Raw genomic sequence first — 24,918 nt, forward strand, 5'->3', positions numbered from 1 at the left:
CGCATTGCGTCGCGAAGCAAGGCGATTCAGTGATCGCCCATTGACGATTTGACGACAGTGGGTAGCAGGTCGCATCGAGCTTTATCGCAGCGGCCAGCGTAGCGTCTATTATGAGTTGTGGACAGCATTCAACAAGGCCCACATCACGCGGGCGCGTTTCATTCGTCACACTTGGCCTTCGACCTTCGAACCCGCGCGCTCGCCTCTGCATGCCCTTCGACGTAACGCCACGTCGGATCCGCGCTCGCCGCTGCGACGACAGCGCAGACGAGTGTTTGCGACATTGTCATTGTGCAACCAGGCGCTGCTGTTCAGCCCACCGCCTCGAACGCACTGATCAGCAACGCCCCCGCCGCGATCACCAGGCAACCGGCCGCCCGGCGCGGCGTCAGCCGCTCGCCGAGATACACGCGTGCGATCAGCGCCGCGAACACCACGCTCGTTTCCCGCAACGCCGACACCGGCCCCATCGGCGCGCGATCCATCGCCCAGATCACGATGCCGTACGCGAGCGCCGCGAACACGCCGCCGCACGCGGCCTTCGCCGTCTCGCCGACATCCTGCGTCAGCCGTAACGGCCCCGCCCGCAGCCGGTAGTACGCGGCCATCATTGCGCCCGTCAGCACGAACATCCACGCGGTATAGCCGACCGTGTTGCCGCTTTCCCGCACGCCGATTCCGTCGACCACGCTGTACGCCGCGATCGACACGCCGGTCGCGAACGCGGTCGGCAGGACCTGCATCATCCGGTGCTTCGCGTCGCGCCCGCGCTCCAGGCCGATCGCCAGGATGCCCGCGCAGATCAGCACGAGCCCGCATTGCGCGCCGGCATTCAGGTGCTCGCCCGCAAACGCCGCCGCGCCGAGCGTGACGAGCAGCGGCGCGGTGCCGCGCGCGACCGGATACGCGACGGTCAGGTCGCCGTGCTCGTACGCACGCACCAGCAGCAACGTATAGACGACGTGGATCACCGCCGATGCGACGACGCAGAGCCAGCTCGCGGGCGTGATCGGCGCGGCGGCCGGCAGGAACAGCAGCGCAAACAGCCCGATCGCGATCTGCAGCACGGTGGCCGAGCGCAGCCGGTCGCCGCTGCTGCGCACGAGCGCGTTCCATGACGCATGCAGGAATGCGGCACACAGAACGGCAAACAGGACGGGGATCGGCACGACGAGCACTCGCTGACGGTCGGCCACGCGAAATCGTCGCCGCAGGGCGTTCATCGTATGAATACGTCATCCGATTGTCAAAAAGCTTGCGCGATGCAGCACGTTGCGCGAACCGGGCAGCGATGCCCTTTCGTCCGCCCGGCGCGGCATCCGCGGCAATCGCCCCGCCCGCCGCGGAATGTGACGCAAAGGTGGCAGGCGGTCTGCCCCTTTCCGTTCTCTTTCGCCTTGCGTCCCGGCGTAATGAAATCGATACCGCAGCGCAATCGGCGCGAAACCACTCCGTCCCCATATCTTCATACGCGGCTGTTCCAATGCGCGTGCTCTCTCACGAGCTCCGCGCCGAACCGACACGGCGACGAAGCCGCTCTCCACCATCGAAGACCTTACCTGGAGTTTCCCGATGTTCCGTCAAGCCTTGCTCGTCACCGCCTGCGCAGCCGCGGCGCTGGCGCTGTTCGCCTGCGGCGGCAGCGACGATCCCACGTCGACGCCTGCCGTGTCGTCACAGGATGCGCTGCAGACCGCCACGCCGATCAAGCACGTCGTCGTGATCTATGGCGAAAACATCTCGTTCGACCACTACTTCGGCACCTACCCGAACGCGACGAACCCGTCGGGCGAACCGGCGTTCACCGCGAAAGCCGGCACGCCGACGCCGAACGGCCTGACGGGCACGCTGCTGACCGCGAACCCGAACTTCACGAACACGGCCAACGGTACCGACGCGGCGAACCCGTTCCGCCTCGATCGCACGCAGGCCGCGACCGCCGACCAGAACCACGCGTACACGGCCGAACAGCAGGCCGAGGACAACGGCCTCGCCGACCTGTTCCCGAAATACACCGGCAAGGGCTCGTCCGGCGGCGCCGGCGCGTTCGGCACGAAGGGCCAGGTGATGGGCTACTTCGACGGCAACACCGTGACCGCACTGTGGAACTACGCGCAGCGCTTCGCGATGAGCGACAACACGTACACGACAGTCTATGGGCCGTCGACGCCGGGCGCGCTGAACGTCGTGTCGGGCCAGACCAACGGGATGCAGATCGTGAAGACGTCGAAGCAGCCTTCGACGCTCGCAGCCTCGTCTTACTACATCAATGACGGCCAGGGCGGCCTCACGATGATCAACGACGTCGACCCGGGCTTCGACGTGTGTTCGAGCACGACCGACCAGGCGATGATGACGGGCAAGAACATCGGCGACCTGCTGAACGCCGCGAAGATCACGTGGGGCGGCTTCATGGGCGGCTTCAACCTGTCGACGACGAACGGCAACGGCACGACGGGCTGCGCGCGCAGCACGGTCGCCACCGCCGTGAACGCCGCGACGGCCGACTACATCCCGCACCACAACTGGTTCCAGTACTACGCATCGACCGCGAACCCGCAGCACACGCGTCCGAGCTCGGTCGCGGCGATCGGCTCGAGCTTCCAGGCCGACGGCAAGACCGCCGAACCCGCGAACCACCAGTACGACACGGACGACTTCTTCGCCGCCGTGAAGGCCGGCAACTTCCCGTCGGTCAGCTACCTGAAGGCCCCGGCCGCACAGGATGCGCACGCAGGCTATTCGGATCCGCTCGACGAGCAGGCGTTCGTGACGAAGGTCGTCAACTTCCTGCAGCAGCAGCCGGACTGGCAGAACACGGCCGTGATCGTCACCTATGACGACTCGGACGGCTGGTACGACCACGTGTACACGGCGCCGACCCACGCGTCGTCCGACCCGGTCGACCAGGTCAACGGCAACGGCAAGTGCGGCACGGGCGGCACCACCGGCGTGAACGGCGCGACCGTGAACGGCCGCTGCGGCCCGGGCGTGCGCATTCCGCTGATCGTGATCTCGCCGTACGCGAAGCAGAACTACGTCGACCACACGATGCTCGACCAGTCGTCCGTCGTGCGCTTCATCGAGGACAACTGGCTCGGCGGCCAGCGTATCGGCGGCGGTTCGTTCGATGCGACGGCCGGCGACCTGCGCGCGCTGTTCGACTTCACGTCGAAGCCGAACACGACGCCGCTGTACCTCGACCCGACGCTCGGCACCGCATTGAGCGCGGCACCGGCAATCTGACCGGTATTGCATGACCGCATGGCCGGCGCCTCACGCGCCGGCCGTTTCCGTTTGTTCCGTTCAACGCGCCGCTTCGTGCGGCGCCCGATTTCCGACCGACAGCATGACAGCTCGCCCCGCGTTCCCGTCTCCCGACGCCTCCGGCACCACCGCGCCGCGCGCCCCTTCCCGCCTGCTGCGCCGCGCGGCGTTCGCGATCGGCGCCGCCGTGCTCGGCTACGGCGCGTTCGCGATCGCGTTTCCCGCGCAGGTACCGGCGGCGATCGGCACCGTCGTCGCCGACTGGACGGGTGCGAACCCGCATCCGGTCGTGCTGCAGCGGCCCGCCGCGCAGCCGCTGTCGGCGGTCGCGCAGCTCGGGCGCGCGTTGTTCGCCGATCGGTCGCTGTCCGCGTCGGGCAAGCAGTCGTGCGCGTCGTGCCACAGCCCCGATCACGCGTACGGCCCGCCGAACGCGCTCGACGTGCAGCCGGGCGGCCTCGCGATGACGCAGCAGGGGTATCGCCCGCCGCCGTCATTGATGTACCTGTACCGCCAGCCGAACTTCAGCATCGGCCCCGACGCCGGTGAAAACGACGCCGCACCGAGCGTCGCGCAGCAGGCCGCTTCGGCCGCCGGCGTGGTGAAGGCGCAGAAGGTGGCCGGCACGTCGGCCGCGCCGCAGCTCGTGCCGCAGGGCGGGATGTTCTGGGACGGCCGCGCCGATACGCTGCAGCAGCAGGCGTTCGGCCCGCTGCTGAATCCGGTCGAGATGGCGAACGCGAGCGTCGACGATGTCGCGCGCAAGCTCGCGCAGTCGTCGCATCGCGCGCAGTTCGAGAAACTGTTCGGCGCGCGCGTGTTCGACAGCCCGCAGCTCGCGGTGTCGGAAGCGATGTTCGCGATCGCGCGCTATCAGGTGGAGGATCCGTCGTTCCACCCGTACAACAGCAAGTACGATCGCTGGCTCGAAGGCCGCGCGCGTCTCTCGCAGGCCGAACTGCGCGGGCTGCGCCTGTTCAACGACCCGGACAAGGCGAATTGCGCGGGCTGCCACCTGTCGAAGCCCGGCAAGGACGGGTTGCCGCCGATGTTTACCGATTACCAGTACGAGGCGCTCGGCGCGCCGCGCAACCGGCAACTCGCGCAGAACCGCAACCCGGCGTTCTACGATCTCGGCGTATGCGGGCCGTTCCGCGACGACCTGAAGGACCAGACGCAGTATTGCGGGATGTTTCTCACGCCGACGCTGCGCAACTCGGCGACGCGCCATGTGTTCTTCCACAACGGCGTGTTCCACACGCTCGACCAGGTGATGGCGTTCTACAACGAGCGCAGCATCTCGCCGCAGAAGTTCTATTCGCGCGGCGCGGACGGCAAGGTCGACGAGTACGACGACATTCCGCCGAAATACCGCGCGAACGTCGACGTGACCGATGCGCCGTTCGATCGCAAGCCGGGCGACAAGCCCGCGATGACGGCGCAGGACATCAAGGATATCGAAGCGTTTCTGGGCACGCTGAACGACGAGCCGGCGCGCTGAGGGGCCGGCTATCGGTTGCCGTGCACGCCGTGTTCGTCAGCGGCGCGCACGGATGCACAGGAAGGCCGGCGCCAGCGACAGTTCCGCATGGAGCCGCTCCGATACGGCCTTCATCTCGGGTAGCGGTGTCGGTTCGACGAAACGGTCGAGATGCCAGCCGGCGTCGGCGAGCGCATTCAGGATGTCGGCAAGCGGCCGGCGCCAGGCCTCGACGTAGGGTTTCGGTTCGCCGAAGCCCGACCAATGGAAGCCGAAACGGCTCGTATCGAAGTACGTGCCGTCCCCGCGCGTGCGCTCGTCCATCCAGTCGCGCATCGGGTGCGCCATCGAGAACACCAGCGTCGCGCCCGGCCGCGCGACGCGTCTGAATTCGCGCAGCGCCGGCGTCAGATCGCGCACGTAGTCGAACGCGAGCGAGCACAGGATCTTGTCGAAAGCGTGGTCGGGCAGCCAGTCGAGCGGCGCCGCGAGATCGCCTTCCGCGACGTCGATCGCGAGCCCCGCGCAACGCGCCTTCGCGAGCGCGACCATCTCGGGCGTGATGTCGAACGCGTGCACGGTCGCACCGTGGCGCGCGAGGTGCTCGCTGCAGATGCCGGGCCCGCAGCCGGCGTCGAGCACCGTCAGGCCGTCGACGTCGCCCAGCAGCGCCATCGCGGCCGGCCGTTCGTACAGCGCGTTGTGCGCCTTGGTCGGCGCGATGTCCGCGTAGCGTTGCGCGAAGCTCGCGTACACGCGGCGGGCGGACGGTTCGTTCGGGTCTGTCATGCGGCATCCGTCGGTGGAGACTGGGCAGGCCGATTCTGCCCGATCCGACGGCGGCTGGCGACGTGCCCTCGCGCCGGCGTCAGGACAGGCTGTCGAGCAACCGATACCACGCGACCCCGGCCGCGATATAGAAGCGCTGCAACCCGTGCAACGGGATCGGGCGGATCGGCGTGACCCGGAACGGCAGCGGCAGTTGCGCATCGCCTGACAGATGCGCGGCCAGATGCTTGCCGAGCGTCGTCGCCATCGCGATGCCGCGGCCGTTGTAGCCGAGCGCGATCGTCACGCCCGGCGCGGGCTCGTGCACGTGCGGCAGGAAATCCGCGGTGATCGCGACGCGCCCCGCCCAGCGGTATTCGAACCGGACGCCCTTCAGTTGCGGATACAGCAGCGTCGTCGCGCGTTCGAGGTGGCGCCAGTCGCTCGGCGCACGCGGGTCGGCGAACGGGCCGCGGCCGCCCATCAGCAGGCGCCCGGCCACATCGCGCCGGAAGTACAGCAGCAGGCGCCGTGCGTCCGATGCGACCTCGCCGCCGGCGAGGATGTCGCGACCGAGTTCCGGCGCGAGCGGTTCCGTCGCGACGATGAAGCTGTTCGCGGCGATCACCGACTGGCGCAAGCCGGGCCACAACCCGTCGGTATAGCCGTTGGTCGCGATCACCACGCGGTCCGCCGACACCGTCGCGCCGCTGGCCGTCGCAACCTGCCAGCGGCCGTCGGCGCGCGTCAGCCCGACGGCGCGGGTCGACCCATGCACGACCGCCCCGCTCGCCTGCGCCGCGCGCACGAGGCCGCGCGTATAGCTGAGCGGTTGCACGCTGCCCGCGCGGCGATCGATCCAGCCGCCCGCGTAGGCATGCGTGCCGAGTCGACGCGCGACTTCGTCGCGGCCAAGCACGTCGACCGGCGCGCCGCGCGCGGCCCATTGCTGCGCACGGCGCGCGACCGTATCGAGCATCGCGGCGGTCGGCGCCGGCTGGATCCAGCCGTGGCGTCGCGCATCGCAATCGATCGCGTGTCGCGCGATCAGGTCGAATACCGTGTCGGCCGCGCCGCCGACGATGCCGGCAAGCTGTTCGCCGGCGTCGTCGCCGAACCGGCGGACCAGTTCGTCGGGGTCGTATTTCAGCCCGGGAATCACCTGCCCGCCGTTGCGGCCCGATGCGCCCCAGCCCGGCTGCGCGCCGTCGATCACGCGGACGTCGACGCCGCGTTCGGCCAGATGAAGTGCGGTCGACAGGCCCGTGAAACCCGCGCCGACGATCGCCACGTCGCACGACACGGACGCGTCGAGCGCGGGCGTATCGGGCGCCGGCGCGGCGGTCGCCGCCCACAGCGAATCCGGCCACTGCGCGTCGGGCCGTCCGGGTGCCGCGTTCGTTGCGCTCATGATCGATCCGGGTGGTCGGCGCCGTCCGACGCCAGCAGGCGGCGCAGGAATTCCTGCGTGCGGGGGTGGGTCGGCTGCGTGAGCACGTCGCGCGCCGGTCCGCTTTCGCAGATGGTGCCGTCGTGCAGGAAGCACACGCGATCTGCCACCTCGCGTGCGAATGCCATTTCGTGCGTGACGACCACCATGGTCATCCCGTCGCGGGCGAGCCCGCGCATCACGCCGAGCACTTCGCCGACGAGTTCGGGGTCGAGCGCCGACGTCGGCTCGTCGAACAGGATGGCCTGCGGCTCCATCGCGAGCGCGCGTGCGATCGCGACGCGCTGCTGCTGCCCGCCCGACAGCTCCGACGGATACGCATTCATCCGGTGCGAAAGCCCGACCTTGTCGAGCAGCGCGCGGGCCTGCTCGCGCGCCTGCGCGGCCGGCATGCGCCGCACGTGGACGGGCCCTTCCATCACGTTCTCGAGCGCCGTGCGGTGCGCGAACAGGTTGAAGCGCTGGAACACCATGCCGACCCGCATCCGCAGTTCGTGGATCCGCTTCGAATGCGCGTCGACCTTCACGCCGTCGATCGTGATCGACCCTTCGTCATAGGTCTCGAAGCCGTTGATACAGCGCAGCACGGTCGACTTGCCGGAACCGGACGGCCCGATCAGGCACACGACTTCCCCCTGCTGCACGTCGAGGCTCACGCCCTTCAGCACCGCGTGCTGCTGAAACCGTTTATGGATGGAATCGATCCGGATCATGCGCCCCTCCTCAGTGCGAGCCGCTTGCCGAGCCGGTTCACGCCGAACATCAGCGGCAGGCCAAGCGCGAGATACAGCAGCGCGACGAGCGTGTAGACGCTCATGTTCTGGAACGTCGACGACGCGATCAGCTGGCCGGCGCGCGTGATCTCGGCGACCGTGATCGTCGACGCGACCGACGAATCCTTCAGCAGCATCACGAGCGTGTTGCCGTACGGCGGCAGCGCGATGCGGAACGCCTGCGGCAGCACCACGCGCCGCATGATCATCGGCCCACGCATGCCGATCGCGTGCGCGGCTTCGATCTGGCCGTGGTCGATCGCCTCGATGCCCGCGCGGAAGTTCTCCGCCTGATACGCCGAATACGCGATGCCGAGGCCGAGCACGCCGGCCTGGAACGCCGACAGTTGCACGCCGAGATCAGGCAGCACGAAGTACATGTAAAACAGCTGCACGATGATCGGCAGCCCGCGGATCACGTTGACGATCGTGCTGCCGGCCGTCGAGACGGCACGATTGCGCGACACCTTCAGCATCGCCAGGATCAGCCCGAGCACCGAGCTGAGCACGAACGCGCATGCGGTGATCTCGATCGTGACCACCGCGCCCTTCAGCAGGATCGGCAGGAAATCGATCGCATTCTGAAAAAACATGAGGTCTCCTATGCGACGGCAGGACGGCCTGCCGCCGGGAATGCCCGCGACGCGCGGGCGATGCCGGTCGGGAATCGAATGCCGACGCTCAGCTCATGTGCCACTTCTGCAGGATCTGCTGCAGCGTGCCGTCGCTCTTCATCTTGCGGATCGCGCCGTTGAGCTGTTCGAGTGTCGCGGTGTCACCCTTGCGCACGATGAAGCACACCTGCCCCTTCACGACGCTCTGGTATTCCGGCACGAGCCGCACCTGGCGATTGACGCCGTGCTCGATCTGGTACGCGACGATCGGCTGGTCGGCGAAGCCGGCCTTGATGCGCCCGAGCGCGACGTCGCGCATGATGTCGGCGATCGAATCGTAGGTCCGGACCTCCTTGAAGATGCCCTTCTTGTTGAGCGCATCGACGAACGCCGTGCCGACCTGCGCGCCGACCACCTGGTCCTTGAAATCGTCCATCGACGTATAGCGGCCCGGGTCGTCGGCCTTCACGATCAGGCCTTCGCCGAACGAGTAGACGGTGTCGGAGAAATCGACGACCTGCTGGCGCGCCGGCGTCTTCAGCATCGCGGCCGAGATGATGTCGATCTTCTGCGTGGTGAGCGACGGGATCAGCGCCGAGAACACGGTCTGCTGCACGTCGACGCGAAACCCGGCCGACTTCCCGGCTGCCGTGATCGCATCGACCATCATCCCCTGGATCGAATTGCTCTTGACGTCGAGAAACGTGAACGGCACGCCGGTGGCCGTCGCGCCGACCTTCAGCGTCGGCTCGGCAGCAACGGCGCTCGCCGAAGACGTGGAGAGGGCGATACAGGCGGCGAAACCGGCGGCCAGTGCGCCGAACCGCTTGATGAACGGAACCATGGTGACTCCTTCTCGAATAATCCGGGCGCCGGCCGGTCGCTGATCGACACTGCGACGATGGCTTGATCTTAAAACGAATCAAAAACATCGCAAATAGATTTTTGCGTATCGATATTCGATACGCTATGATGCGATATCGAATCGATTCCGCTCCTCGCCATGGAAACGTCGCCCGACCAAGCAAACGATCTGCTGTTCAACCAGTCGCTGGAAAAAGGGCTGAACGTGCTGCGCGCGTTCAGCGCGAAACGACGCACGATGACGCTGGCGGAAGTCGCCGACGCGGCGGGGATGACGAAAAGCTCCGCGCAGCGGATGGTCTATACGCTCGAGAAGCTCGGCTACATCCGCAAGCATCCGGTCACGCGGCGTTACCAGCTCACGCCGCACGTGATGCGGATCGGCTTCAACTATCTCGCCGCCGACACGTTGATCGACGTCGCGAATCCGTTCCTGTCCGAGCTCACGAACCTGACCGGCGAAACGACCAACCTCACCGAGCCGGACGACGACGAAATGGTGTACGTCGCGCGATTCGTGTCGACCAAGTTCGTGCCGATCCACATGCCGATCGGCAGCCGCATCCCGATGTACTGCACCGGCAGCGGCCGCGCGTTCCTGAGCGCGTTGCCGCCGGGCGACGCACGCGCACGGCTCGACGGCATGGCGCGCACGCCGCATACGCCGCGCACGGTCACGGCACTCGACGATCTCGTCGCACTGCTCGACAGCGCGCGGCGGGAAGGCTACGCGACCAACCAGGAAGAACTGTTCATCGGGGACATGTCGATCGCGGCGCCCGTGCTCGGCAGTCAGGGGCAGCCGGTCGCGGCCGTGCACGTGGTCGCGCCGACGAGCCGCTGGACGTTCGACGATGCGCGCCGCAAGCTCGCGCCGGCCGTGATCGACTGTGCGCGCGGGATCAGCAATTCGATTCGGACGCTTGAGTAGCGCCAGCGAAACGGCACACGGCACGCCGTTGCATGGCGCAACGGCGTTCGATCGCTACTGCGGCTTGGGCGAATGCTCGGTCCGGTAGGTACGGTTCGGGCGCGATACGAGTTGCTTCGCTGCAACGTCCAGTTCCTTGCCGTGATACAGATCGATGCACTTCAGGAAGTCGAACTTCACATCCCTGACTTCAGATTCGACAACCGGATTTCGATAGTCACGGGCCAGATACTTCGCGACCAGCGCGTGAATGACATCCGGCGCACGTTCCATGTCGTAGTAGGTCCAGTCGCGCAACGCGCTGGTGCTGCTACCGATGTCCTTGCTCGCGCCGGGCGCCTGCTTGTATGCGGTAGCCAGACACTCCGCAAGCACCATGTCCTTGAAGTTCTGGAAATAAGTTCGTGAGCCTGCCTCAGGCGCCGCTTGTGCGGCGTCCTTCGCCACGACCATCGCCGGTTGAAACGCGATGCACGCCAACGCGGCAGCGATCCGGACTCCCCTCATGACAGGCTCCAAAAATTTGCGCGATCGGTACGATACCGCGTGCCCGGTTCGTTGAAGTAACCATGGTCGCGCCCCGGATGCTCGAGTCCGTCGCCCTCCGCGGCCGGACCTCGAGGATCGGATCAAATCCCGACAGGGAAAAGTATGGCCGACTGTCGCCGACAGCCTCTTCGTCCACCCACCCCCTCGTTTTCCCCGACCCCGTTCGCCTTGACTCGGTTCCTCCGATCGTCAACACTTCGCACATCGCAAGTGTGATCACAGATCGCAGATCAATCCCAGGAGAACCCCGCCTTGGCGCCTCGTATCGTCCCGCCCGCACTGAAAGCCATCGAACAGGAAACGATGGCCGACAAGGTCTACCAGCAATTGCGCGAAGCGCTGATGAGCGGCCGCTTCGCGCCCGGCCAGGCGCTGAGCCTGCGCAGCGTCGCCGAGGCAGTCGGCTCGTCGACGATGCCCGTGCGTGCCGCACTCACACGGCTGCGCGCCGAACGCGCGCTCGTCGACGGCCCGAATCGCGCGCTCGTCGTCCCGCCGATGACGCTCGACATGCTCGACGAACTGCGCGACGTGCGGATCGCGCTCGAAGGCTGCATCGCCGAGCGCGCGTGCGCCCGGATGACCGACGCGCAGATCGCGGTCGTGCGCAAGACCTGCGAGACGATGCAGGCACACGTCGAGGCTGGCCGCTCGCGCGCCTACCTGCAAAGCAATTTCGCGTTCCACAGCGCGATCTACGCGCACGGCGCCGGCGAAAGCACGCTCGCGATCGTCGAGAACCTGTGGATGCGCGTCGGCCCGTTCCTCAACATGGTCGCGCTCGACATCCCGCACATGCGGCGCTCGATGGATGCGCACCGCGCGATCGTCGATGCGCTCGAACGGCGCGACGGCGCGGGCGTGCGGGCCGGCATCGCGCTCGACATCGGCGGCGCCGCGCACGATCTCGCCGAGACGCTGCGGGCCGAACAGACACCGCGGACCGTGAACGCGAAACCGTAGCCGCCGCCCGCCTCGACCCGCCGAATCGCGAGCGGCCGCAATCCGACTACACCAACGATGGAGACAACCCGGCATGACAGCTTCCGACCTGCTGAAACCCTATGACGGCCTGCGCGTTCTCGTGACGGGCGGCGCGTCGGGCATCGGCCTCGAAATCGCCGACGCGTTCGCCGAATGCGGCGGGCGTGTCCACGTGTGCGACGCGTCGCAGGCCGCGATCTCGGCGCTCGCCGACCGGCCGCCGCGCGCCGCGGCCGGCGCGATCAGCGCGACGCTGGCCGACGTATCCGACCCGGCCGCGGTCGAGCGCGTGTTCGCCGACGTGTCGAGCCGCCTCGGCGGCCTCGACGTGCTGGTCAACAATGCCGGCATCGCCGGCCCGACCGGCGGCATCGACGAAATCGACCCCGTGCAGTGGGAACAAACCGTCGCGATCAACCTGAACGCGCAATTCCAGTTCGCGCGCCGCGCGGTGCCGCTGCTGCGCGAGTCGAAACACGGCGGCGCGATCATTGCACTGTCATCGGTCGCCGGCCGGCTCGGTTATGCGTTCCGCACGCCGTATGCGGCCACCAAATGGGCGGTGGTCGGCCTCGTGAAGAGCCTCGCGATCGAACTCGGGCCGCTCGGCATCCGCGTGAACGCGATCCAGCCCGGCATCGTGCGCGGCCCGCGGATGCGCCGCGTGATCGAGGCGCGCGCGCAGCAGCTCGGCATCGGCTACGACGACATGGAGAAGCGCTATCTCGAGAAGATCTCGCTGCGGCGCATGACCGATCCGGCCGAGATCGCCGCGACCGCGCTGTTCCTGTGCTCGCCGGGCGGGCATGGCATCACCGGGCAGGCGATCTCCGTCTGCGGCAACGTCGAAGTGCTCTGACGCGTCCTGCATCGTTCATCGAAAGGAATCCATCCGTGGCAAACGCTCGCAAAGTCATCATCACCTGTGCGCCGACCGGCGCGATCCATACGCCGTCGATGTCGCCGTACCTGCCTGTCACACCGCACGAAATCGAAACCGCCGCAGTCGCGGCCGCACGGGCCGGCGCGGCGATCCTGCACCTGCACGCACGCAACCCGTCCGACGGCAAGCCGACCCAGGATCCGGCCGTGTTCGCCGAGTTCCTGCCGCGCATCAAGGCGCAGACCGATGCGGTGATCAACCTCACGTCGGGCGGCAGCCCGCACATGACGGTCGACGAACGGCTGCAGCCGGCGCTGCATTTCCAGCCCGAGGTCGCGTCGTTGAACATGGGCTCGATGAACTTCGGGCTGTACCCGATGCTCAAGCGCTTCCGCGAGCTGAAGCATCCGTGGGAGCGCGAACATCTCGAGAAAAGCCGCGATCTCGTGTTCAAGAACACGTTCGCGGACATCGAGACGATCCTCACGCGCTGCGGCGCGAACGGCACGCGGTTCGAATTCGAGTGCTACGACATCTCGCATCTGTACAACCTCGCGCACTTCGTCGATCGCGGGCTCGCGAAACCACCGTTCTTCGTGCAAAGCGTGTTCGGCCTGCTCGGCGGGATCGGCGCGCACCCGGAAGACCTGATGCACATGCGCCGCACGGCCGACCGCCTGTTCGGCAGCGATTACGTGTGGTCGATCCTCGGCGCGGGCCGCAACCAGATTCCGCTCGCGACGATCGGCGCCGCGCAAGGCGCGAACGTGCGCGTCGGGCTCGAGGATTCGCTGTGGATCGCGCCCGGCAAGCTCGCGGAATCGAGCGCCGCGCAAGTCCTGAAAATGCGGCAGGTGCTCGAAGGCCTGTCGCTCGAGATCGCGACACCGGCCGAGGCGCGCGCGATGCTCGCGCTCAAGGGCGGCGACGCGGTGAATTTCTGATCGCCGGGTCGCCACCCGAACACCCGCATCCGCAAGCGCAGTGACAAGGCGCCGGCCCGAGCCGGCCGGCGCCAGGACGCCCTTCATCGCCCCGCTCCGTTCGAGCGCCGCCGGCGCGGCTCCGTCGACTGCCCATCCGCTGCCTGCCGCGCAGCGGCATTTGCCGAACGCGGCGCGCCGTGCTTGCCGTGCGCGCCGGTTCGCCCTTACCGGAGTCGTCCGCATGTCCACTCATCACGCTCAGGCCCTGTCGTCCGCCGCGACCGACGCGAACGCGTCGCTGAACCGGCTGCTGTTCCGCAAACTCATGCCGCTGCTGATCGCCGCGTATGTGATCAGCTTTCTCGACCGCACCAACATCGCGTTCGCCAAACATTCGATGGGCGTCGATCTCGGCATTTCATCGGCCGCGTACGGGCTCGGCGCGGGGCTGTTCTTTCTCACCTACGCGCTCTTCGAGATCCCGAGCAACCTGATCATGCATCGCGTCGGCGCACGCTTCTGGATCACGCGGATCATGATCACGTGGGGCGCGCTGTCGGTCGCGATGGCGTTCGTCCGCGGCGAGACGTCGTTCTACGTGATGCGCCTGCTGCTCGGCGTGGCCGAAGCCGGCCTGTTTCCCGGCGTGATGCTGTATCTGACGTACTGGTTCGGCCGGGAGGAGCGTGCGCGCGCCACCGGCTATTTCCTGCTCGGCGTGTGCATTGCGAATATCGTCGGCGGGCCGCTGGCCGGTGCGCTGATCGAACTCGACGGCACGCTCGGTTTCCACGGCTGGCAATGGCTGTTCGTCGTCGAAGGCATTCCGGCGATCCTGCTCGCGTTCGTCGTGTGGACACGATTGCCGGACCGTCCGAGCGCCGCGCCGTGGCTCGCCCCGGAAACCGGCCACGCGCTCGAGCGCAAGCTGGCCGCCGAACAGGACGCGGGCGTCGCCGCGCACGGCGGCCACGCGTTCGGCGCCGCATTGCGCGACCCGCAGATCTGGCTCGCGATCTTCGTGTACTTCTGCCACCAGTTGACCATCTACACGGTGATCTTCTTCCTGCCGGGGATCATCGGCGCGTCGGGACGTCTGTCGCCGGTCGCGGTCGGATTGCTGACGTCGCTGCCCTGGCTCGCCGCCGCGCTCGGGGCCGGGACGCTGCCGCGCTTCGCACGCGAGTCGCGTCATTCGCGGCGGATGCTGTGCGCGGGGCTCGCGATCATGGCGGCCGGGATGGTCGGCGCCGCGCATGCGTCGCCGCTGGCCGGGCTGCTCTGCGTGTGCGTGGCCGCGTCGATGTTCTTCGTCGTGCAGTCGATCGTGTTCACGTTTCCGGCGTCGCGGCTCGCCGGCAGCGCGCTGGCCGGCGGGCTCGGGCTCGTGAATACGTGCGGGTTGCTCGGCGGCTTCGTCGGGCCCACCGTCGTCGGCGCGATCGAACAGGCGACCGGCAATGCAAAGAACGGGCTGACGCTGCTGGCGGCCGCGCTCATCGTCGCGGCATTCGCGAGCCTCGCGTTGCGTCACGGGCACGAGCGCGCCGACGTACGGTCGCGCGGCTGAAAGGCAGGCCGGAATCAGACCGGCGTGGGACGGGCTCCGCTCCGCCCGCCTCACGCCGTCAGAACAGATACATCCCCGCGACGAACACGACACCCGAGAACAGCAGCGTCGTCACGCAGTACCCCATGATGTCGCGCACCCCGAGCCCGGCAATCGCCAGCGCGGGCAGCGCCCAGAACGGTTGCGCCATGTTGGTCCAGGCCTCACCGTACGCGATCGCCATCGCCGCCTTGCCGAGATCGGCACCGAGCGCCTGAGCCGCCGGCATCACGAACGGGCCCTGCACGACCCAGTGGCCGCCGCCCGACGGCACCGCGAAATTGATCACGGCCGAACGCAGGAACGCGAGCAGCGGGAACGTATGCACGTTCGCGATATCGACGAACCACTTCGTGATCACGCCCGCGAGCCCCGAATGATCCATCAGCGCCTGGATGCCCGCGTAGAACGGGAACTGGATCATGATCCCCGACGCGCCGCGCGCCGCACCGGCCACCGCACGCGCATAGGCCATCGGCGTACGGTGCAGCAGGATGCCGGCCGCGAGGAACGCGAGGTTCACGGTGTCGATGTCGAGTGCGAAGCCCTTCTGCACGAACTTCAGCACGAGGAACGCCGCACACAGCGCCGCGACGAACACCGACAACGCACGGCTCTCCTCCATCCGCTCCGCGAACGTCGCGTCGGGCCCGAGCTGGCGCTCGACGCTCGGCGGTTCGGCCAGCAGCGCCGGATCGACGCTGACCACGTCGCCCGGCTTCGGCATCATCAGGCGCGCGAGGAACGGCAGCATCACGATCAGGCCGATCGTGATGAACGCGTTGTAACCGGTGAAGATCGTCTGCGACACGGGAATCAGCCCGATGGTCTTTTCCATCGGGTTGCCCTTCGTCGCCGCGACGAGCGGGACCGAACCCGACAATCCCCCGTGCCAGCTCAGGAAGCCCATGTACGCGGACGCGACGAGCAGCCGGTAATCGCTGCCGGCGACGCGACGCGCCACTTCGCGCGCGAGCATCGCGCCGAGCACGAGGCCGAAGCCCCAGTTGATCGCGCACGCGAGCGCGCCGACGAACGCAACGAGCATCACGCCCTGCCCCGGCGTGCGCGCGGTGCTCGCGAGCGCGACGAGCATGCGCTTCACGGGCGGCGAACTCGCGAGTGCGTGACCGGTGACGAGAATCATCACCATCTGCATCGAGAACGCGAGCAGGTTCCAGAAACCCGAACCCCACATCGTCGTGAGTTGCGCAGGCGTATTCGGCGTGAGGCCGAACGCGAGCGCGAACGTGACGATCGTCAGCAGGATCGCGAAAATCAACGGGTCGGGCAACACGCGGTGAACCACCTGCGTGAAAAAGCGGGAAATGCGCTGGATCAACTTGAGCTCCTCGTTTCCTGATAGGGACGTCCGCGCGTGTCGTTGTGGGTTGATGCGCGGAAACGCGCGGATTCTTGCATAGAACCGGCGGGCGCGCTTTGGCATGCGCGGGGCCGCGATCGCGCAGCGGTACCGACAGGGAAACAGGAACAAGTGGCGGGACGGGCTTGAGCCGCTTCGCAGCCGTGACCAGTGCATCGCGTTCGTCACACCGCCCAGCGCCCGCGCTCCATCGCCTCGACCATCATGCCGAGTGTGAGCGACCGGCCACCCAGGATTTCCCGCGCCTCGCCGCTGAACGGCGATCTGACGACCGTGGCAAGGAACGAACCGATGCCGAGCTTCGCCGACGGGTAGTAGTCGTGGATGTCGAACATGGACAAGTCGACGTCAAACGTCACGGCCCATCGCCGGACGAACGCATCGATGTGCTCCGGCTCCATATCGAGATCGTGATAGAGGTCAGTGTCCCGCATCAGTTCGATCCGATCGACTGGCAACTTGCCGATATCGGTCGCAATGAACGCTTCGAGGTTTTTCCACGCGTCAGCCATACAAACGATCCTCGGGCTTCACGATGCTGTTGTACGTGCCGATCGCGCGACAAGTGATCAGCGAGATATCCGTTGCCAGAAGGACCCAACCTGCTCCTGGAACGGCGCACCCGACATTTGAACGAGCGGAAAAGGCTATCGTGTACGACTCGGGAGGGACAACCGCCCCATGGAAGCAAAGGCTGTCGCAAGCGTGCGTTCCGACGCAAACGATCGACCGGATATCGTTCCTTTAATGCGGCCCCACGCTTGCACTTCTGATCGTGACAGCTTCGTCGTGCAGCACGGATCCTCGCGGCAATGGCTTGCCCTGGAACGGATACAAATCGTCAATTTTCGGTGACCCGTTGGCGACAAAAGCGCAAACGTCGTTCGCTTCCTGGCTGCATGTGCGCATTAACGCATCGCCGCCGCACGCTCCTTGACCACCTCCATCGCCTTCGCCGGCCCCTCACTCCACCGCTGCGCCACCCGATACGCGACAAGCGACCCGGCCACGGCAAGCAGCATCGGCACGAGGCTGTCGTGATCCTCGCGGGTGAACTCGAGCAGCAGCACGACCGCCGTGATCGGCATCTGCATCGACGCGGCGAGAAACGCGGTTGCACCGACGAGCGCGCAGGCACCGATCGACGCACCCGGCCACACGAGGCTCCATAGCCCGCCGAGCACGACGCCGAGCAGCGCGCCGTTCGCGAGGCCCGGCGTCAGCAGGCCGCCTTCCGCGCCGGCCCGCAGGCTGCCGGCCTCGATCAGCACCTTCAGCACGAGCAGCGCAGCGGCGAGGCCGATCGCCAGCGTGCCGTCGAAACCCAGCGACGCCGGGCCCTTGCCGTTGCCGAGCAGTTGCGGCAAACGCATCGCGAACACGCCGATCACAGCGAAGTTGAGCAGCGCGAGCACGGGCAGCCGCCCGTCCTTCGGCGCGTTCGCCCGGGCGCGCGTCGTGAGCCGCACGAAACCATATGCGGCGAAGCCGAACAGCGGCCCGCAGACGATCGACCATGTCACCAGCGGCGTGCTCAGCACGAACGGCGGCACCGTGTACTGGTGTTCGTTGCCGAGGCCGATCCACGCAACGGCCGCGGCGATCGCCGACGTCGCGACCGCCACGACCAGCGCACGCAGTTCGAACGTGCCGAGCAGCACTTCGAGCACGAAGATCGCGCCGCCGAGCGGCACGTTATAGACGGCCGCGAGGCCCGCGCCCGCACCGCACGCGACCATCAGCCGGCAATCGTCGGGGGTGAGCCCCGCACGATGCGCAAGCTGCCCCGCCAGCAGCGATCCGATCTCGCGCGGAGCGACTTCGCGGCCGAGCGGCGAGCCGAGCGCGACGGTGACGATCTGCAGCAGCGCGTGAATCGTCGTGCTGACGACCGGCATCCGCGGATCGGCCGTGCGCACCGCGCGGCGGATGCTGACGAGCGGCCGGCCATACCGGTACAGCGCCCACCAGCCGCCGCCGGCGACGATCCCGCAGACGATCAGCACCGCGAGCCGGCGCAGCGGATCGGCGCCGGTCACGCCGGTGAGGAAGCTCTCGGTGCCGATCACGTGCGCGATGCTGTAGCCGAACGCGACGTGCTGGATCGCATGCAGCAGCAGCGCGAGCAGCATGCCGCCGAGACCCGCGCCGACGCCGGTCAGGATCGTGACGACGGCCATGCGCGCGAACGGGCTGGCGGCCGGCGAAGGGGATGCGGGAGCGGACGGGAGATCGGGGCGCATGGGGTTCGCGAATGGGATCGAAAAAGACGGCGCGCAACACGCACGCCGTCGTCAGGTCCGCATCGTAGGCCGGCAACAATCATGAGACAAACGTATTTTTCGAATCGACTCATGCGTTTGATGAATACGCGAAGACCGGCGGGTCGAGACAGCCCGAAGTTCACCGCCCGCTTCAATGCGGATACGTGATGCGTGCCGGTTCGCGCCGCGGGATCGCCTTCCCGTTGCGGCGAATTCGTGAGAACGGCCGCGTGCTTCGAGTCGGCAGGTCGCGCGATCCGGTTGACGAGCCTGGATGAAGCGCGTCGACGCGTGCACGCGTCCGCGTTTGAACGCGAGTGCCGCCGGTCGTGAGCGTAGGCTCAGGCGAGCCACTCTCCGCGCGCCAGTCGCACCGATCCACCGCCGCGCCCCGCCCCGCTCATGTTGCACCGACGCGACAGCACGCCCGCGACGGAGGCATACCGCCCGCGGGCGACCGTGCAAAAACCACCACCGTCACGCGCGCGCGGCGCGTCGTGTCAGTTTTGTGAACGACTCTTGCCCGATCCGGAAAGGTGCGCTCGCGGCCCCCGGCGGCCTTGCGCGCGGGTTGCGTTCCTATACTTGCGCCGAACTTTTGTTCCCCTCCCACACGCAGGAGCCTCACTTGAAAAAAACCCTCGTCGCCGGCGCATGCACCGCCACGCTGTTCGCCCCGCTCGCTCACGCACAGAGCTCGGTCACGCTGTACGGCCTGATCGATGCCGGCATCGTCTACACCAACAACGCCAACGGCGCGTCGCTGTGGCGCCTGAACAGCGGCACCGTCAACGGCAGCCGCCTCGGGTTTCGCGGCACCGAGGATCTCGGCGGCGGCCTGAAGGCGCTGTTCGTGCTCGAGAACGGCTTCAACGTGAACAACGGCGGGCTCGGGCAGGATGGCAAGCTGTTCGGCCGCCACGCGTACGTCGGCCTGAGCCAGAGCGGCTATGGCACGCTGACGCTCGGCCGCCAGTACGACACGATGGTCGATTTCGTCGCGCCGCTGTCCGCCACGGCCGGCGACCTCGGCGACACGAGCTTCGCGCATCCGTTCGACAACGACAACCTGAACCACTCGCTGCGCATCAACAACGCGGTCAAGTACACGAGCGAGACGTATGCGGGTTTCAAGGTCGGCGCGATGTACGCGTTCTCGAACGCGACCAGCTTCGGCGCGAACCGTGCATACAGCGTCGCGGCGAGTTACACGAACGGCCCGCTGAAGCTGGCCGGCGCGTACCTGCAGATGAACGGCACGAAGGGCTCGACGAGCGCGAGCCCGGGCGCGACCGACGCGGCCGAAGCGAAGAGCCTGAACCAGGGCGGCTGGTCGATCGGCTCGGACCGCATGCGTTCGTACGGCGGCGGCATCAGCTACGGGTTCGGCCCGGCCACCGTCGGCTTCGTCTATACGCGCTCGCAGTACGACAACACGGGCTCGTTCGGCTCGACCGGCCAGGTCGCGTTCAACAACTACGACGTGAACGTGCGCTATGCGGTGACGCCGGCCGTCAGCCTCGGCGCGGCCTACGTGTACACGGACGCCAGCGTGTCGAACCCCGACAGCAGGCACGGCACCGATCCGAAGTGGCACCAGGTCGACCTGCAGGCCGTCTACAAGCTGTCGCGCCGCACGGACGTCTACGCGGAAGCGATGTATCAGCACGCATCGGGCCGCGGCTACCAGGCGTTCATCGACGGCTCGGGCGGCGCATCGAGCACCGCGAACCAGATCGTCGGCACGATCGGCATGCGCACGCGCTTCTGATCGACGCAATGCATCGCCGCCCGACGTTCACGCACCTGCGTTCGCATGCGGGTTCGTGTGCGGCGGGCGGCGCATCAATGTTGTTCCATCTGGAAGGCAGCCTGCCTGGAATCGGGGTTTTTACGCGCTCGGGCGCTGCGTAGACTGCCAGCGAAGGTCGGGGGCACGCATCGCGCGTCGCGCCGGCCACCTACCCCGTACCCAGGAGAACCTCGTGAAATCGCTCGTCGTTACCGCCGCCGCTGCCGTCCTGCTCGCTGCACCGGCCCTGTCGTTCGCCCAGTCGGCAAAGTCGCCCGTCACGCGCGCGCAAGTGCTGCAGGAGTTGATCGACCTCGAATCGGTCGGCTACAACCCGGCGCGCGGCGAATCCATCAACTATCCGGACGACATCCTGGCGGCACAGGAGCGGCTCCACGAAAAGCGCCTCGCGCAACAGAAGGCCGCGCACGCCGCATACGGCCCTGCCGGCGAGCCGGCAACGGAATCGGGCGCGGCGGCAAAGCCCGCGCTGTAACGTCATGACGATGCGCCGCGCCCACGGAGAGGATGTACCGTGGGCGCGGCGAGTCGCGTTGGCGTGATTGGCGAAATTCGCGTGAAGAGAAGAAGCCGGCTGAAGAAAAGAAACCGGCGATACGGCGATGCGCCGATACGCCGATACGCCGATACGCCGATACGCCGATACGCGTTGGCCGCTCAGGCGGCCTGCGGTTCGCGGTCGATCGCGTTCAGCATCTCGACGTCGCGCGCGATCATCCCCGGCACCTGGGCACGCAGCATCTCGACCCACGTCCGCACCTTCGCATCGACGAAGCGGCGCGACGGATACAGCGCGTACACGTTCATCTTCTGCAGGATGTGCGCGGGCAGCACGCGCACGAGCGTGCCGTCGCGCAGCGCGTCGATCGCCGAGTAAAGCGGCAGCATGCCGATCCCGATGCCGTCGCGGATCGCGAGCGCGAGCGATTCAGCCGTATTGGTCTGCACCGGCCCCGCGACGTGGATCTGCTCGACGCCCTCGGGCCCTTCGAGCACCCATTCGTGCGTCGGGAACGCCGGCGTGCACAGCGTCAGGCACGCGTGCGCGGCGAGATCCTGCGGACGGGCCGGCGCGCCGTGGCGTTTCACGTAGTCGGGCGACGCGCACAGGATGCTGAAGGTCGAGCCGAGCAGGTGCGACACGAGCTCCGAATCGGGAAGCGACGACGCGGTCACGACGGCCATGTCGCTCGTCCCGTCGAACAGGTCGGGCATGCGCTGCGACAGCGACAGTTCGATCGACACGTCCGGAAACTGCGCGTGATAGCGCGTCAGTGCGGGCAATACATAGTGATGGCCGACGCTCGCGAAGCTGTGCATGCGCAGCACGCCGGCCGGCCGTTCGTGCGCGCAGCTCGCCTCTTCTTCCGCGCGGTCGACGTCGGCGAGGATCTGGCGGCAGCGCCGCAGATAGCTTTCGCCGGCCGACGTGAGCGCGAGGCGGCGCGTCGAACGATTCATCAGACGGGTACGCAGGCGTGCCTCGAGCTCCGACACCGCGCGCGACATCGCACCCGTCGTCGAATTCAGCGATTGCGCGGCGGCAGTGAAACTGCCCGTCTCGACGACACGCGAAAACACCCGCATGTTTTGTAGGGTATCCATTCCTGTGAGCAACCTGTAGCGGAGCCGCTATTTTCCTCCACTGGATGCGACAGATTGTTACTCCGGCTGCAACTATCGTTTCCCGGCAGCTGCGTTAATGCGCGGGCGCCGCGCTCCTACAATCGGCGCCTCATCAGTCGAACGGACCCGTTCGGACGTGCCGTGGCACCGTGCCCGGCCCCCGTACCGGCCCCCGTTAGGGCCTGTTCACGCTAATAACGGGCTTGCGAACGTGCCTTGCCGGCTGCAGTGCAAGGAGCAAGGAGCGCCGTTTGGCCGAGCCAAACAAGCGACGCGCGACGCCGCAATGCGGCCGGCAAGGCACGTTCCCCTGTTTGAAAAAATTCGTTCGTGGGGCTGGCCCCCAGAAGGGCCGATCGCCGCGTCATGCTCCTCGCGAATACGTCGAGTATTCGCTTCGTCGCAATCCTTGCGCTCGGCCCTTCTGGGGGCCAGCGCAAGCCCGTTATTAGCGTGAACAGGCCCTACTCATGAAGCCACAACCTGCGATCGAGCGACCTTCCATCGAACCGGCACGATGGAGAGCATGGCTCGATCCACTCGGCGACGCGGCACGCGACTGGGCCGCGAGCGACGGGCTGATCTGGCTGCACCTCGCGAAAACCGTGTTCGCGGCGCTGCTTGCGATGGGCATCGCGATGCGCCTGGAGATGTCGCAGCCGCGCACCGCGATGACGACCGTGTTCGTGCTGATGCAGCCGCTGTCGGGAATGGTGTTCGCGAAGAGTTTCTACCGCGTGCTCGGCACGGCAGCCGGGCTCGTCGCCGCGCTCGCGCTCGGCGGGCTGTTCGCGCAGCAGCCCGAGCTGTACATGGCCGGCATCACGCTGTGGATCGGCAGCTGCATCGCGCTCGCGGTGCGCAACCGCCACTTCCGCTGGTACGGCTTCGTGCTCGCCGGCTATACGGCCGCGCTGATCGGCCTGCCGGCCGTGATGACGCCGCAGACGCTGTTCCAGTCCGCGCTCACGCGCGCCGCGGAAGTCGCGCTCGGCATCGCCTGCTCGGGCGCGGTCAGCGCGCTGATCCTGCCGCTCAGCTCCGCGAAGGCGCTGATGCGCTCGCTGGGTACCCGCCATGCGACGTTCGCGGCGTTCACGGCCGGCGCACTCGCGGGCGACGTCGCGCGCGGCGATTTCGAGCGGCGCTTCGCGGATTTCGTCGACGACATCGTCGGCTTCGAGGCCAATCGCGCGTTCGCGTCGTTCGAGGATCCGCACATTCGCGCGCGCAGCCGCCGGCTCGCGCGGCTGAACAGCGAGTTCATGAACGCGTGCACGCGGCTGCATGCGCTGCACCAGCTCGTCAAGCGGCTGCGCGCGAACGGCTCGGACGCGGTGCTCGATGCGCTCGCGCCGCATGTCGATGCGCTCGCGCAGCGTTTCGCCGCGCTGCGCGACGAGCGGCAACGCGGCATCGCGCCGGCCGCCGGTGCACTGCTCGATCTGCGCCGCTTCCACAGCGCGTTGCCGAAAGCCGCGCGCGCCTCGCGGCGAAACATCGAGGAACATGCGCCCGGCGGCCTGCTCGACTTCGATACCGCGATCGAGCTGCTGTACCGCTTCATCGGCGAATACCTCGGCTACGCCGACACCTATGCGTCGCTCGATCAGGACGACCACGCGTTCGAGCGCTCGGTCACGCATTACGCGGTGAAGACCAATACGTTCTTCGTCGGCTTCGCGTTCCTGCGCACGGTCGTGGCCGTCGGTGCGATGAGCGTGTTCTGGATCGCCTCCGAATGGCCAAGCGGCCCGCTTGCCGTGACCGCCACCGCGATCGCATGCGCGCTCAGCTCGACGTCGCCGCGTGCGCCGAAGTTCGTGGCGCAGATGAGCGTCGGCGCGGCATTCGCGACCGCCGTCGGCTACCTGTTCCTGTGCTACGTGTATCCGAACATCGACGGCTTTCCGCTGCTGTGCGCGGCGCTCGCGCCGGTGCTCGGCGTCGGCGCGTTTCTCGCGATGCGGCCGGGACTGTCCGGCTACGGGATCGGCTTCGCGGTGTTCTTCTGCCTGCTCGCGGGCCCCGACAACGCGATCGCGTATACGCCCGAGGTGCTGATCAACAACGGCCTGGCCGTCGTCATCGCGATGCTCGCGTGCTCGCTCGTGTTCGCGGTCGTGTTCCCGACTCACATGCCGTGGCTCACGGGCCGCATCGCGCACGACCTGCGCCGCCAGGTCACGCTGGCGTGCGACGGCGCGCCGGACGGCCTCGCGCAGCGTTTCCAGTCGAGCACCCACGACCTGATGGCGCAACTGCGCACGCTGCTCGTGCGGCGCACGCGGCAGCATCGCGACGCGCTGCGCTGGATGCTGTCGACGCTCGAAGTCGGCCACGCGGTGATCGACCTGCGCGACGAAATGAACGCGTTCCGCGCATCGAAACCGCCGCAGACGCTGCGCTGGACCGGCTCGGTCGACGCGGTGCTGCACGAGCTGCCGCGCTTCTTCGACGATCCGACGCCCGGCCATCACGCACGCACGCTGAAATCGGTGAATCTCGCGATCCGCGCCGCGCAGCACGCGCTGCAGGCGTGGTATGCGGTGCCAAACGAACGGCATCGCATGCAGCGCATCGTCGGCTGCCTGCACTTCATGCGCAGCGCGCTGCTGGACAAGGACGCGCCGTTCAACCGGCATCGCCATTGATGCCTTCGATGCCCGTGACGATCGGTGCGTGCGCAACGGGATCCTTGTTCCGGATGGAAATATGCTCTACAGGCGCGGT

At 67.4% G+C, this 24,918-nt stretch carries 21 protein-coding genes; 10 read left to right on the forward strand and 11 right to left on the reverse strand.

Annotation, left to right across the window (positions count from 1 at the left end):
- Positions 1 to 311: 311 nt before the first annotated feature.
- Complete coding sequence (locus VK92_RS01030) at positions 312 to 1,223, reverse strand: EamA family transporter (protein ID WP_048023051.1); 912 nt, start codon at positions 1,221 to 1,223, stop codon at positions 312 to 314.
- 349 nt (positions 1,224 to 1,572) lie between these two features.
- Here VK92_RS01030 and VK92_RS01035 point away from each other — a divergent pair, with 349 nt between their 5' ends.
- Together VK92_RS01035 and VK92_RS01040 are read left to right on the forward strand one after the other, a co-directional pair.
- On the forward strand, positions 1,573 to 3,246 hold the full coding sequence (locus VK92_RS01035; protein WP_048023053.1) for a phospholipase C: 1,674 nt from the start codon (positions 1,573 to 1,575) through the stop codon (positions 3,244 to 3,246).
- Positions 3,247 to 3,349: 103 nt separating this feature from the next.
- Entirely contained in the window at positions 3,350 to 4,768 is a 1,419-nt protein-coding gene (locus tag VK92_RS01040) for a cytochrome-c peroxidase (protein ID WP_048023055.1), read from the forward strand.
- Between the two features lie 36 nt (positions 4,769 to 4,804).
- Here the strand turns inward: VK92_RS01040 and VK92_RS01045 are convergent, their stop codons facing one another.
- The 5 genes from VK92_RS01045 to VK92_RS01065 form a co-directional block, all read right to left on the reverse strand.
- Positions 4,805 to 5,536, reverse strand: a complete 732-nt coding sequence (locus tag VK92_RS01045; protein ID WP_048023057.1) for a class I SAM-dependent methyltransferase — start codon at positions 5,534 to 5,536, stop codon at positions 4,805 to 4,807.
- A 79-nt stretch (positions 5,537 to 5,615) separates the two neighbouring features.
- Positions 5,616 to 6,926: an NAD(P)/FAD-dependent oxidoreductase gene (locus tag VK92_RS01050; protein WP_048023058.1), complete on the reverse strand. Its 1,311-nt coding sequence runs from the start codon at positions 6,924 to 6,926 to the stop codon at positions 5,616 to 5,618.
- The gene (locus VK92_RS01055) at positions 6,923 to 7,678 is read right to left on the reverse strand and encodes an amino acid ABC transporter ATP-binding protein (protein WP_048023059.1); all 756 of its coding nucleotides are present in this window, start codon (positions 7,676 to 7,678) and stop codon (positions 6,923 to 6,925) included. Before VK92_RS01055 ends, VK92_RS01050 begins: the two co-directional genes overlap by 4 nt.
- The gene (locus VK92_RS01060; protein ID WP_048023061.1) at positions 7,675 to 8,331 is read right to left on the reverse strand and encodes an amino acid ABC transporter permease; all 657 of its coding nucleotides are present in this window, start codon (positions 8,329 to 8,331) and stop codon (positions 7,675 to 7,677) included. The genes VK92_RS01055 and VK92_RS01060 overlap by 4 nt, the downstream gene beginning before the upstream one ends.
- 88 nt (positions 8,332 to 8,419) lie before the next feature.
- A complete protein-coding gene (locus VK92_RS01065) occupies positions 8,420 to 9,196 on the reverse strand; it encodes an ABC transporter substrate-binding protein (RefSeq protein WP_048023063.1) in 777 nt (258 codons plus the stop codon).
- A gap of 159 nt (positions 9,197 to 9,355) precedes the next feature.
- Here VK92_RS01065 and VK92_RS01070 point away from each other — a divergent pair, with 159 nt between their 5' ends.
- Positions 9,356 to 10,147, forward strand: coding sequence for an IclR family transcriptional regulator (locus tag VK92_RS01070; protein WP_048023065.1), 792 nt, complete (start codon positions 9,356 to 9,358; stop codon positions 10,145 to 10,147).
- A 54-nt stretch (positions 10,148 to 10,201) separates the two neighbouring features.
- Here the strand turns inward: VK92_RS01070 and VK92_RS01075 are convergent, their stop codons facing one another.
- Entirely contained in the window at positions 10,202 to 10,654 is a 453-nt protein-coding gene (locus VK92_RS01075; RefSeq protein WP_042974858.1) for a type VI secretion system amidase immunity protein Tai4, read from the reverse strand.
- A gap of 294 nt (positions 10,655 to 10,948) precedes the next feature.
- On the opposite strand from VK92_RS01075, the gene VK92_RS01080 reads away from it, so the two are divergent.
- The 4 genes from VK92_RS01080 to VK92_RS01095 all read left to right on the forward strand — a co-directional run bounded on the left by VK92_RS01080 (position 10,949) and on the right by VK92_RS01095 (position 15,059).
- Complete coding sequence (locus VK92_RS01080; protein ID WP_048023066.1) at positions 10,949 to 11,659, forward strand: GntR family transcriptional regulator; 711 nt, start codon at positions 10,949 to 10,951, stop codon at positions 11,657 to 11,659.
- Between the two features lie 73 nt (positions 11,660 to 11,732).
- Positions 11,733 to 12,539 (forward strand): SDR family oxidoreductase, encoded by an 807-nt coding sequence (locus tag VK92_RS01085; protein WP_048023068.1) that lies wholly within the window; start codon positions 11,733 to 11,735, stop codon positions 12,537 to 12,539.
- Between the two features lie 35 nt (positions 12,540 to 12,574).
- Positions 12,575 to 13,507 (forward strand): 3-keto-5-aminohexanoate cleavage protein, encoded by a 933-nt coding sequence (locus tag VK92_RS01090; RefSeq protein WP_048023069.1) that lies wholly within the window; start codon positions 12,575 to 12,577, stop codon positions 13,505 to 13,507.
- Between the two features lie 223 nt (positions 13,508 to 13,730).
- The gene (locus VK92_RS01095) at positions 13,731 to 15,059 is read left to right on the forward strand and encodes an MFS transporter (protein ID WP_048023071.1); all 1,329 of its coding nucleotides are present in this window, start codon (positions 13,731 to 13,733) and stop codon (positions 15,057 to 15,059) included.
- A 58-nt stretch (positions 15,060 to 15,117) separates the two neighbouring features.
- On the opposite strand, the gene VK92_RS01100 is transcribed toward VK92_RS01095, so the two are convergent.
- From VK92_RS01100 to VK92_RS01110, 3 genes are all read right to left on the reverse strand, one after another.
- On the reverse strand, positions 15,118 to 16,440 hold the full coding sequence (locus tag VK92_RS01100) for a TIGR00366 family protein (RefSeq protein ID WP_048023073.1): 1,323 nt from the start codon (positions 16,438 to 16,440) through the stop codon (positions 15,118 to 15,120).
- A gap of 206 nt (positions 16,441 to 16,646) precedes the next feature.
- A complete protein-coding gene (locus tag VK92_RS01105; protein WP_053076274.1) occupies positions 16,647 to 16,994 on the reverse strand; it encodes a DUF1493 family protein in 348 nt (115 codons plus the stop codon).
- A 396-nt stretch (positions 16,995 to 17,390) separates the two neighbouring features.
- Positions 17,391 to 18,725, reverse strand: a complete 1,335-nt coding sequence (locus VK92_RS01110) for a chloride channel protein (RefSeq protein ID WP_048023075.1) — start codon at positions 18,723 to 18,725, stop codon at positions 17,391 to 17,393.
- A 649-nt stretch (positions 18,726 to 19,374) separates the two neighbouring features.
- Here VK92_RS01110 and VK92_RS01115 point away from each other — a divergent pair.
- Positions 19,375 to 20,517, forward strand: coding sequence for a porin (locus tag VK92_RS01115; RefSeq protein WP_021159191.1), 1,143 nt, complete (start codon positions 19,375 to 19,377; stop codon positions 20,515 to 20,517).
- 214 nt (positions 20,518 to 20,731) lie between these two features.
- On the forward strand, positions 20,732 to 21,034 hold the full coding sequence (locus tag VK92_RS01120) for a DUF4148 domain-containing protein (protein ID WP_021159193.1): 303 nt from the start codon (positions 20,732 to 20,734) through the stop codon (positions 21,032 to 21,034).
- A gap of 182 nt (positions 21,035 to 21,216) precedes the next feature.
- On the opposite strand, the gene VK92_RS01125 is transcribed toward VK92_RS01120, so the two are convergent.
- Positions 21,217 to 22,164 carry a LysR family transcriptional regulator gene (locus tag VK92_RS01125; RefSeq protein ID WP_027791525.1) on the reverse strand — a complete coding sequence of 316 codons (948 nt, stop codon included), beginning with the start codon at positions 22,162 to 22,164 and terminating at the stop codon, positions 21,217 to 21,219.
- A 491-nt stretch (positions 22,165 to 22,655) separates the two neighbouring features.
- Here VK92_RS01125 and VK92_RS01130 point away from each other — a divergent pair, with 491 nt between their 5' ends.
- Positions 22,656 to 24,839: an FUSC family protein gene (locus VK92_RS01130; RefSeq protein WP_048023076.1), complete on the forward strand. Its 2,184-nt coding sequence runs from the start codon at positions 22,656 to 22,658 to the stop codon at positions 24,837 to 24,839.
- The last annotated feature ends 79 nt before the right edge of the window (positions 24,840 to 24,918 follow it).

The sequence above is a fragment of the Burkholderia sp. LK4 genome (assembly GCF_001043615.1).
Lineage (GTDB): Bacteria > Pseudomonadota > Gammaproteobacteria > Burkholderiales > Burkholderiaceae > Burkholderia > Burkholderia cepacia.

Excerpts from the sequence above, each read along its gene's own strand:
- VK92_RS01030 (WP_048023051.1), bottom strand. The coding sequence starts at position 1,223 with ATGAACGCCCTGCGGCGACGATTTCGCGTGGCCGACCGTCAGCGAGTG.
- VK92_RS01035 (WP_048023053.1), top strand. The coding sequence starts at position 1,573 with ATGTTCCGTCAAGCCTTGCTCGTCACCGCCTGCGCAGCCGCGGCGCTG.
- VK92_RS01040 (WP_048023055.1), top strand. The coding sequence starts at position 3,350 with ATGACAGCTCGCCCCGCGTTCCCGTCTCCCGACGCCTCCGGCACCACC.
- VK92_RS01045 (WP_048023057.1), bottom strand. The coding sequence starts at position 5,536 with ATGACAGACCCGAACGAACCGTCCGCCCGCCGCGTGTACGCGAGCTTC.
- VK92_RS01050 (WP_048023058.1), bottom strand. The coding sequence starts at position 6,926 with ATGAGCGCAACGAACGCGGCACCCGGACGGCCCGACGCGCAGTGGCCG.
- VK92_RS01055 (WP_048023059.1), bottom strand. The coding sequence starts at position 7,678 with ATGATCCGGATCGATTCCATCCATAAACGGTTTCAGCAGCACGCGGTG.
- VK92_RS01060 (WP_048023061.1), bottom strand. The coding sequence starts at position 8,331 with ATGTTTTTTCAGAATGCGATCGATTTCCTGCCGATCCTGCTGAAGGGC.
- VK92_RS01065 (WP_048023063.1), bottom strand. The coding sequence starts at position 9,196 with ATGGTTCCGTTCATCAAGCGGTTCGGCGCACTGGCCGCCGGTTTCGCC.
- VK92_RS01070 (WP_048023065.1), top strand. The coding sequence starts at position 9,356 with ATGGAAACGTCGCCCGACCAAGCAAACGATCTGCTGTTCAACCAGTCG.
- VK92_RS01075 (WP_042974858.1), bottom strand. The coding sequence starts at position 10,654 with ATGAGGGGAGTCCGGATCGCTGCCGCGTTGGCGTGCATCGCGTTTCAA.
- VK92_RS01085 (WP_048023068.1), top strand. The coding sequence starts at position 11,733 with ATGACAGCTTCCGACCTGCTGAAACCCTATGACGGCCTGCGCGTTCTC.
- VK92_RS01095 (WP_048023071.1), top strand. The coding sequence starts at position 13,731 with ATGTCCACTCATCACGCTCAGGCCCTGTCGTCCGCCGCGACCGACGCG.
- VK92_RS01105 (WP_053076274.1), bottom strand. The coding sequence starts at position 16,994 with ATGGCTGACGCGTGGAAAAACCTCGAAGCGTTCATTGCGACCGATATC.
- VK92_RS01110 (WP_048023075.1), bottom strand. The coding sequence starts at position 18,725 with ATGCGCCCCGATCTCCCGTCCGCTCCCGCATCCCCTTCGCCGGCCGCC.
- VK92_RS01125 (WP_027791525.1), bottom strand. The coding sequence starts at position 22,164 with ATGGATACCCTACAAAACATGCGGGTGTTTTCGCGTGTCGTCGAGACG.
- VK92_RS01130 (WP_048023076.1), top strand. The coding sequence starts at position 22,656 with ATGAAGCCACAACCTGCGATCGAGCGACCTTCCATCGAACCGGCACGA.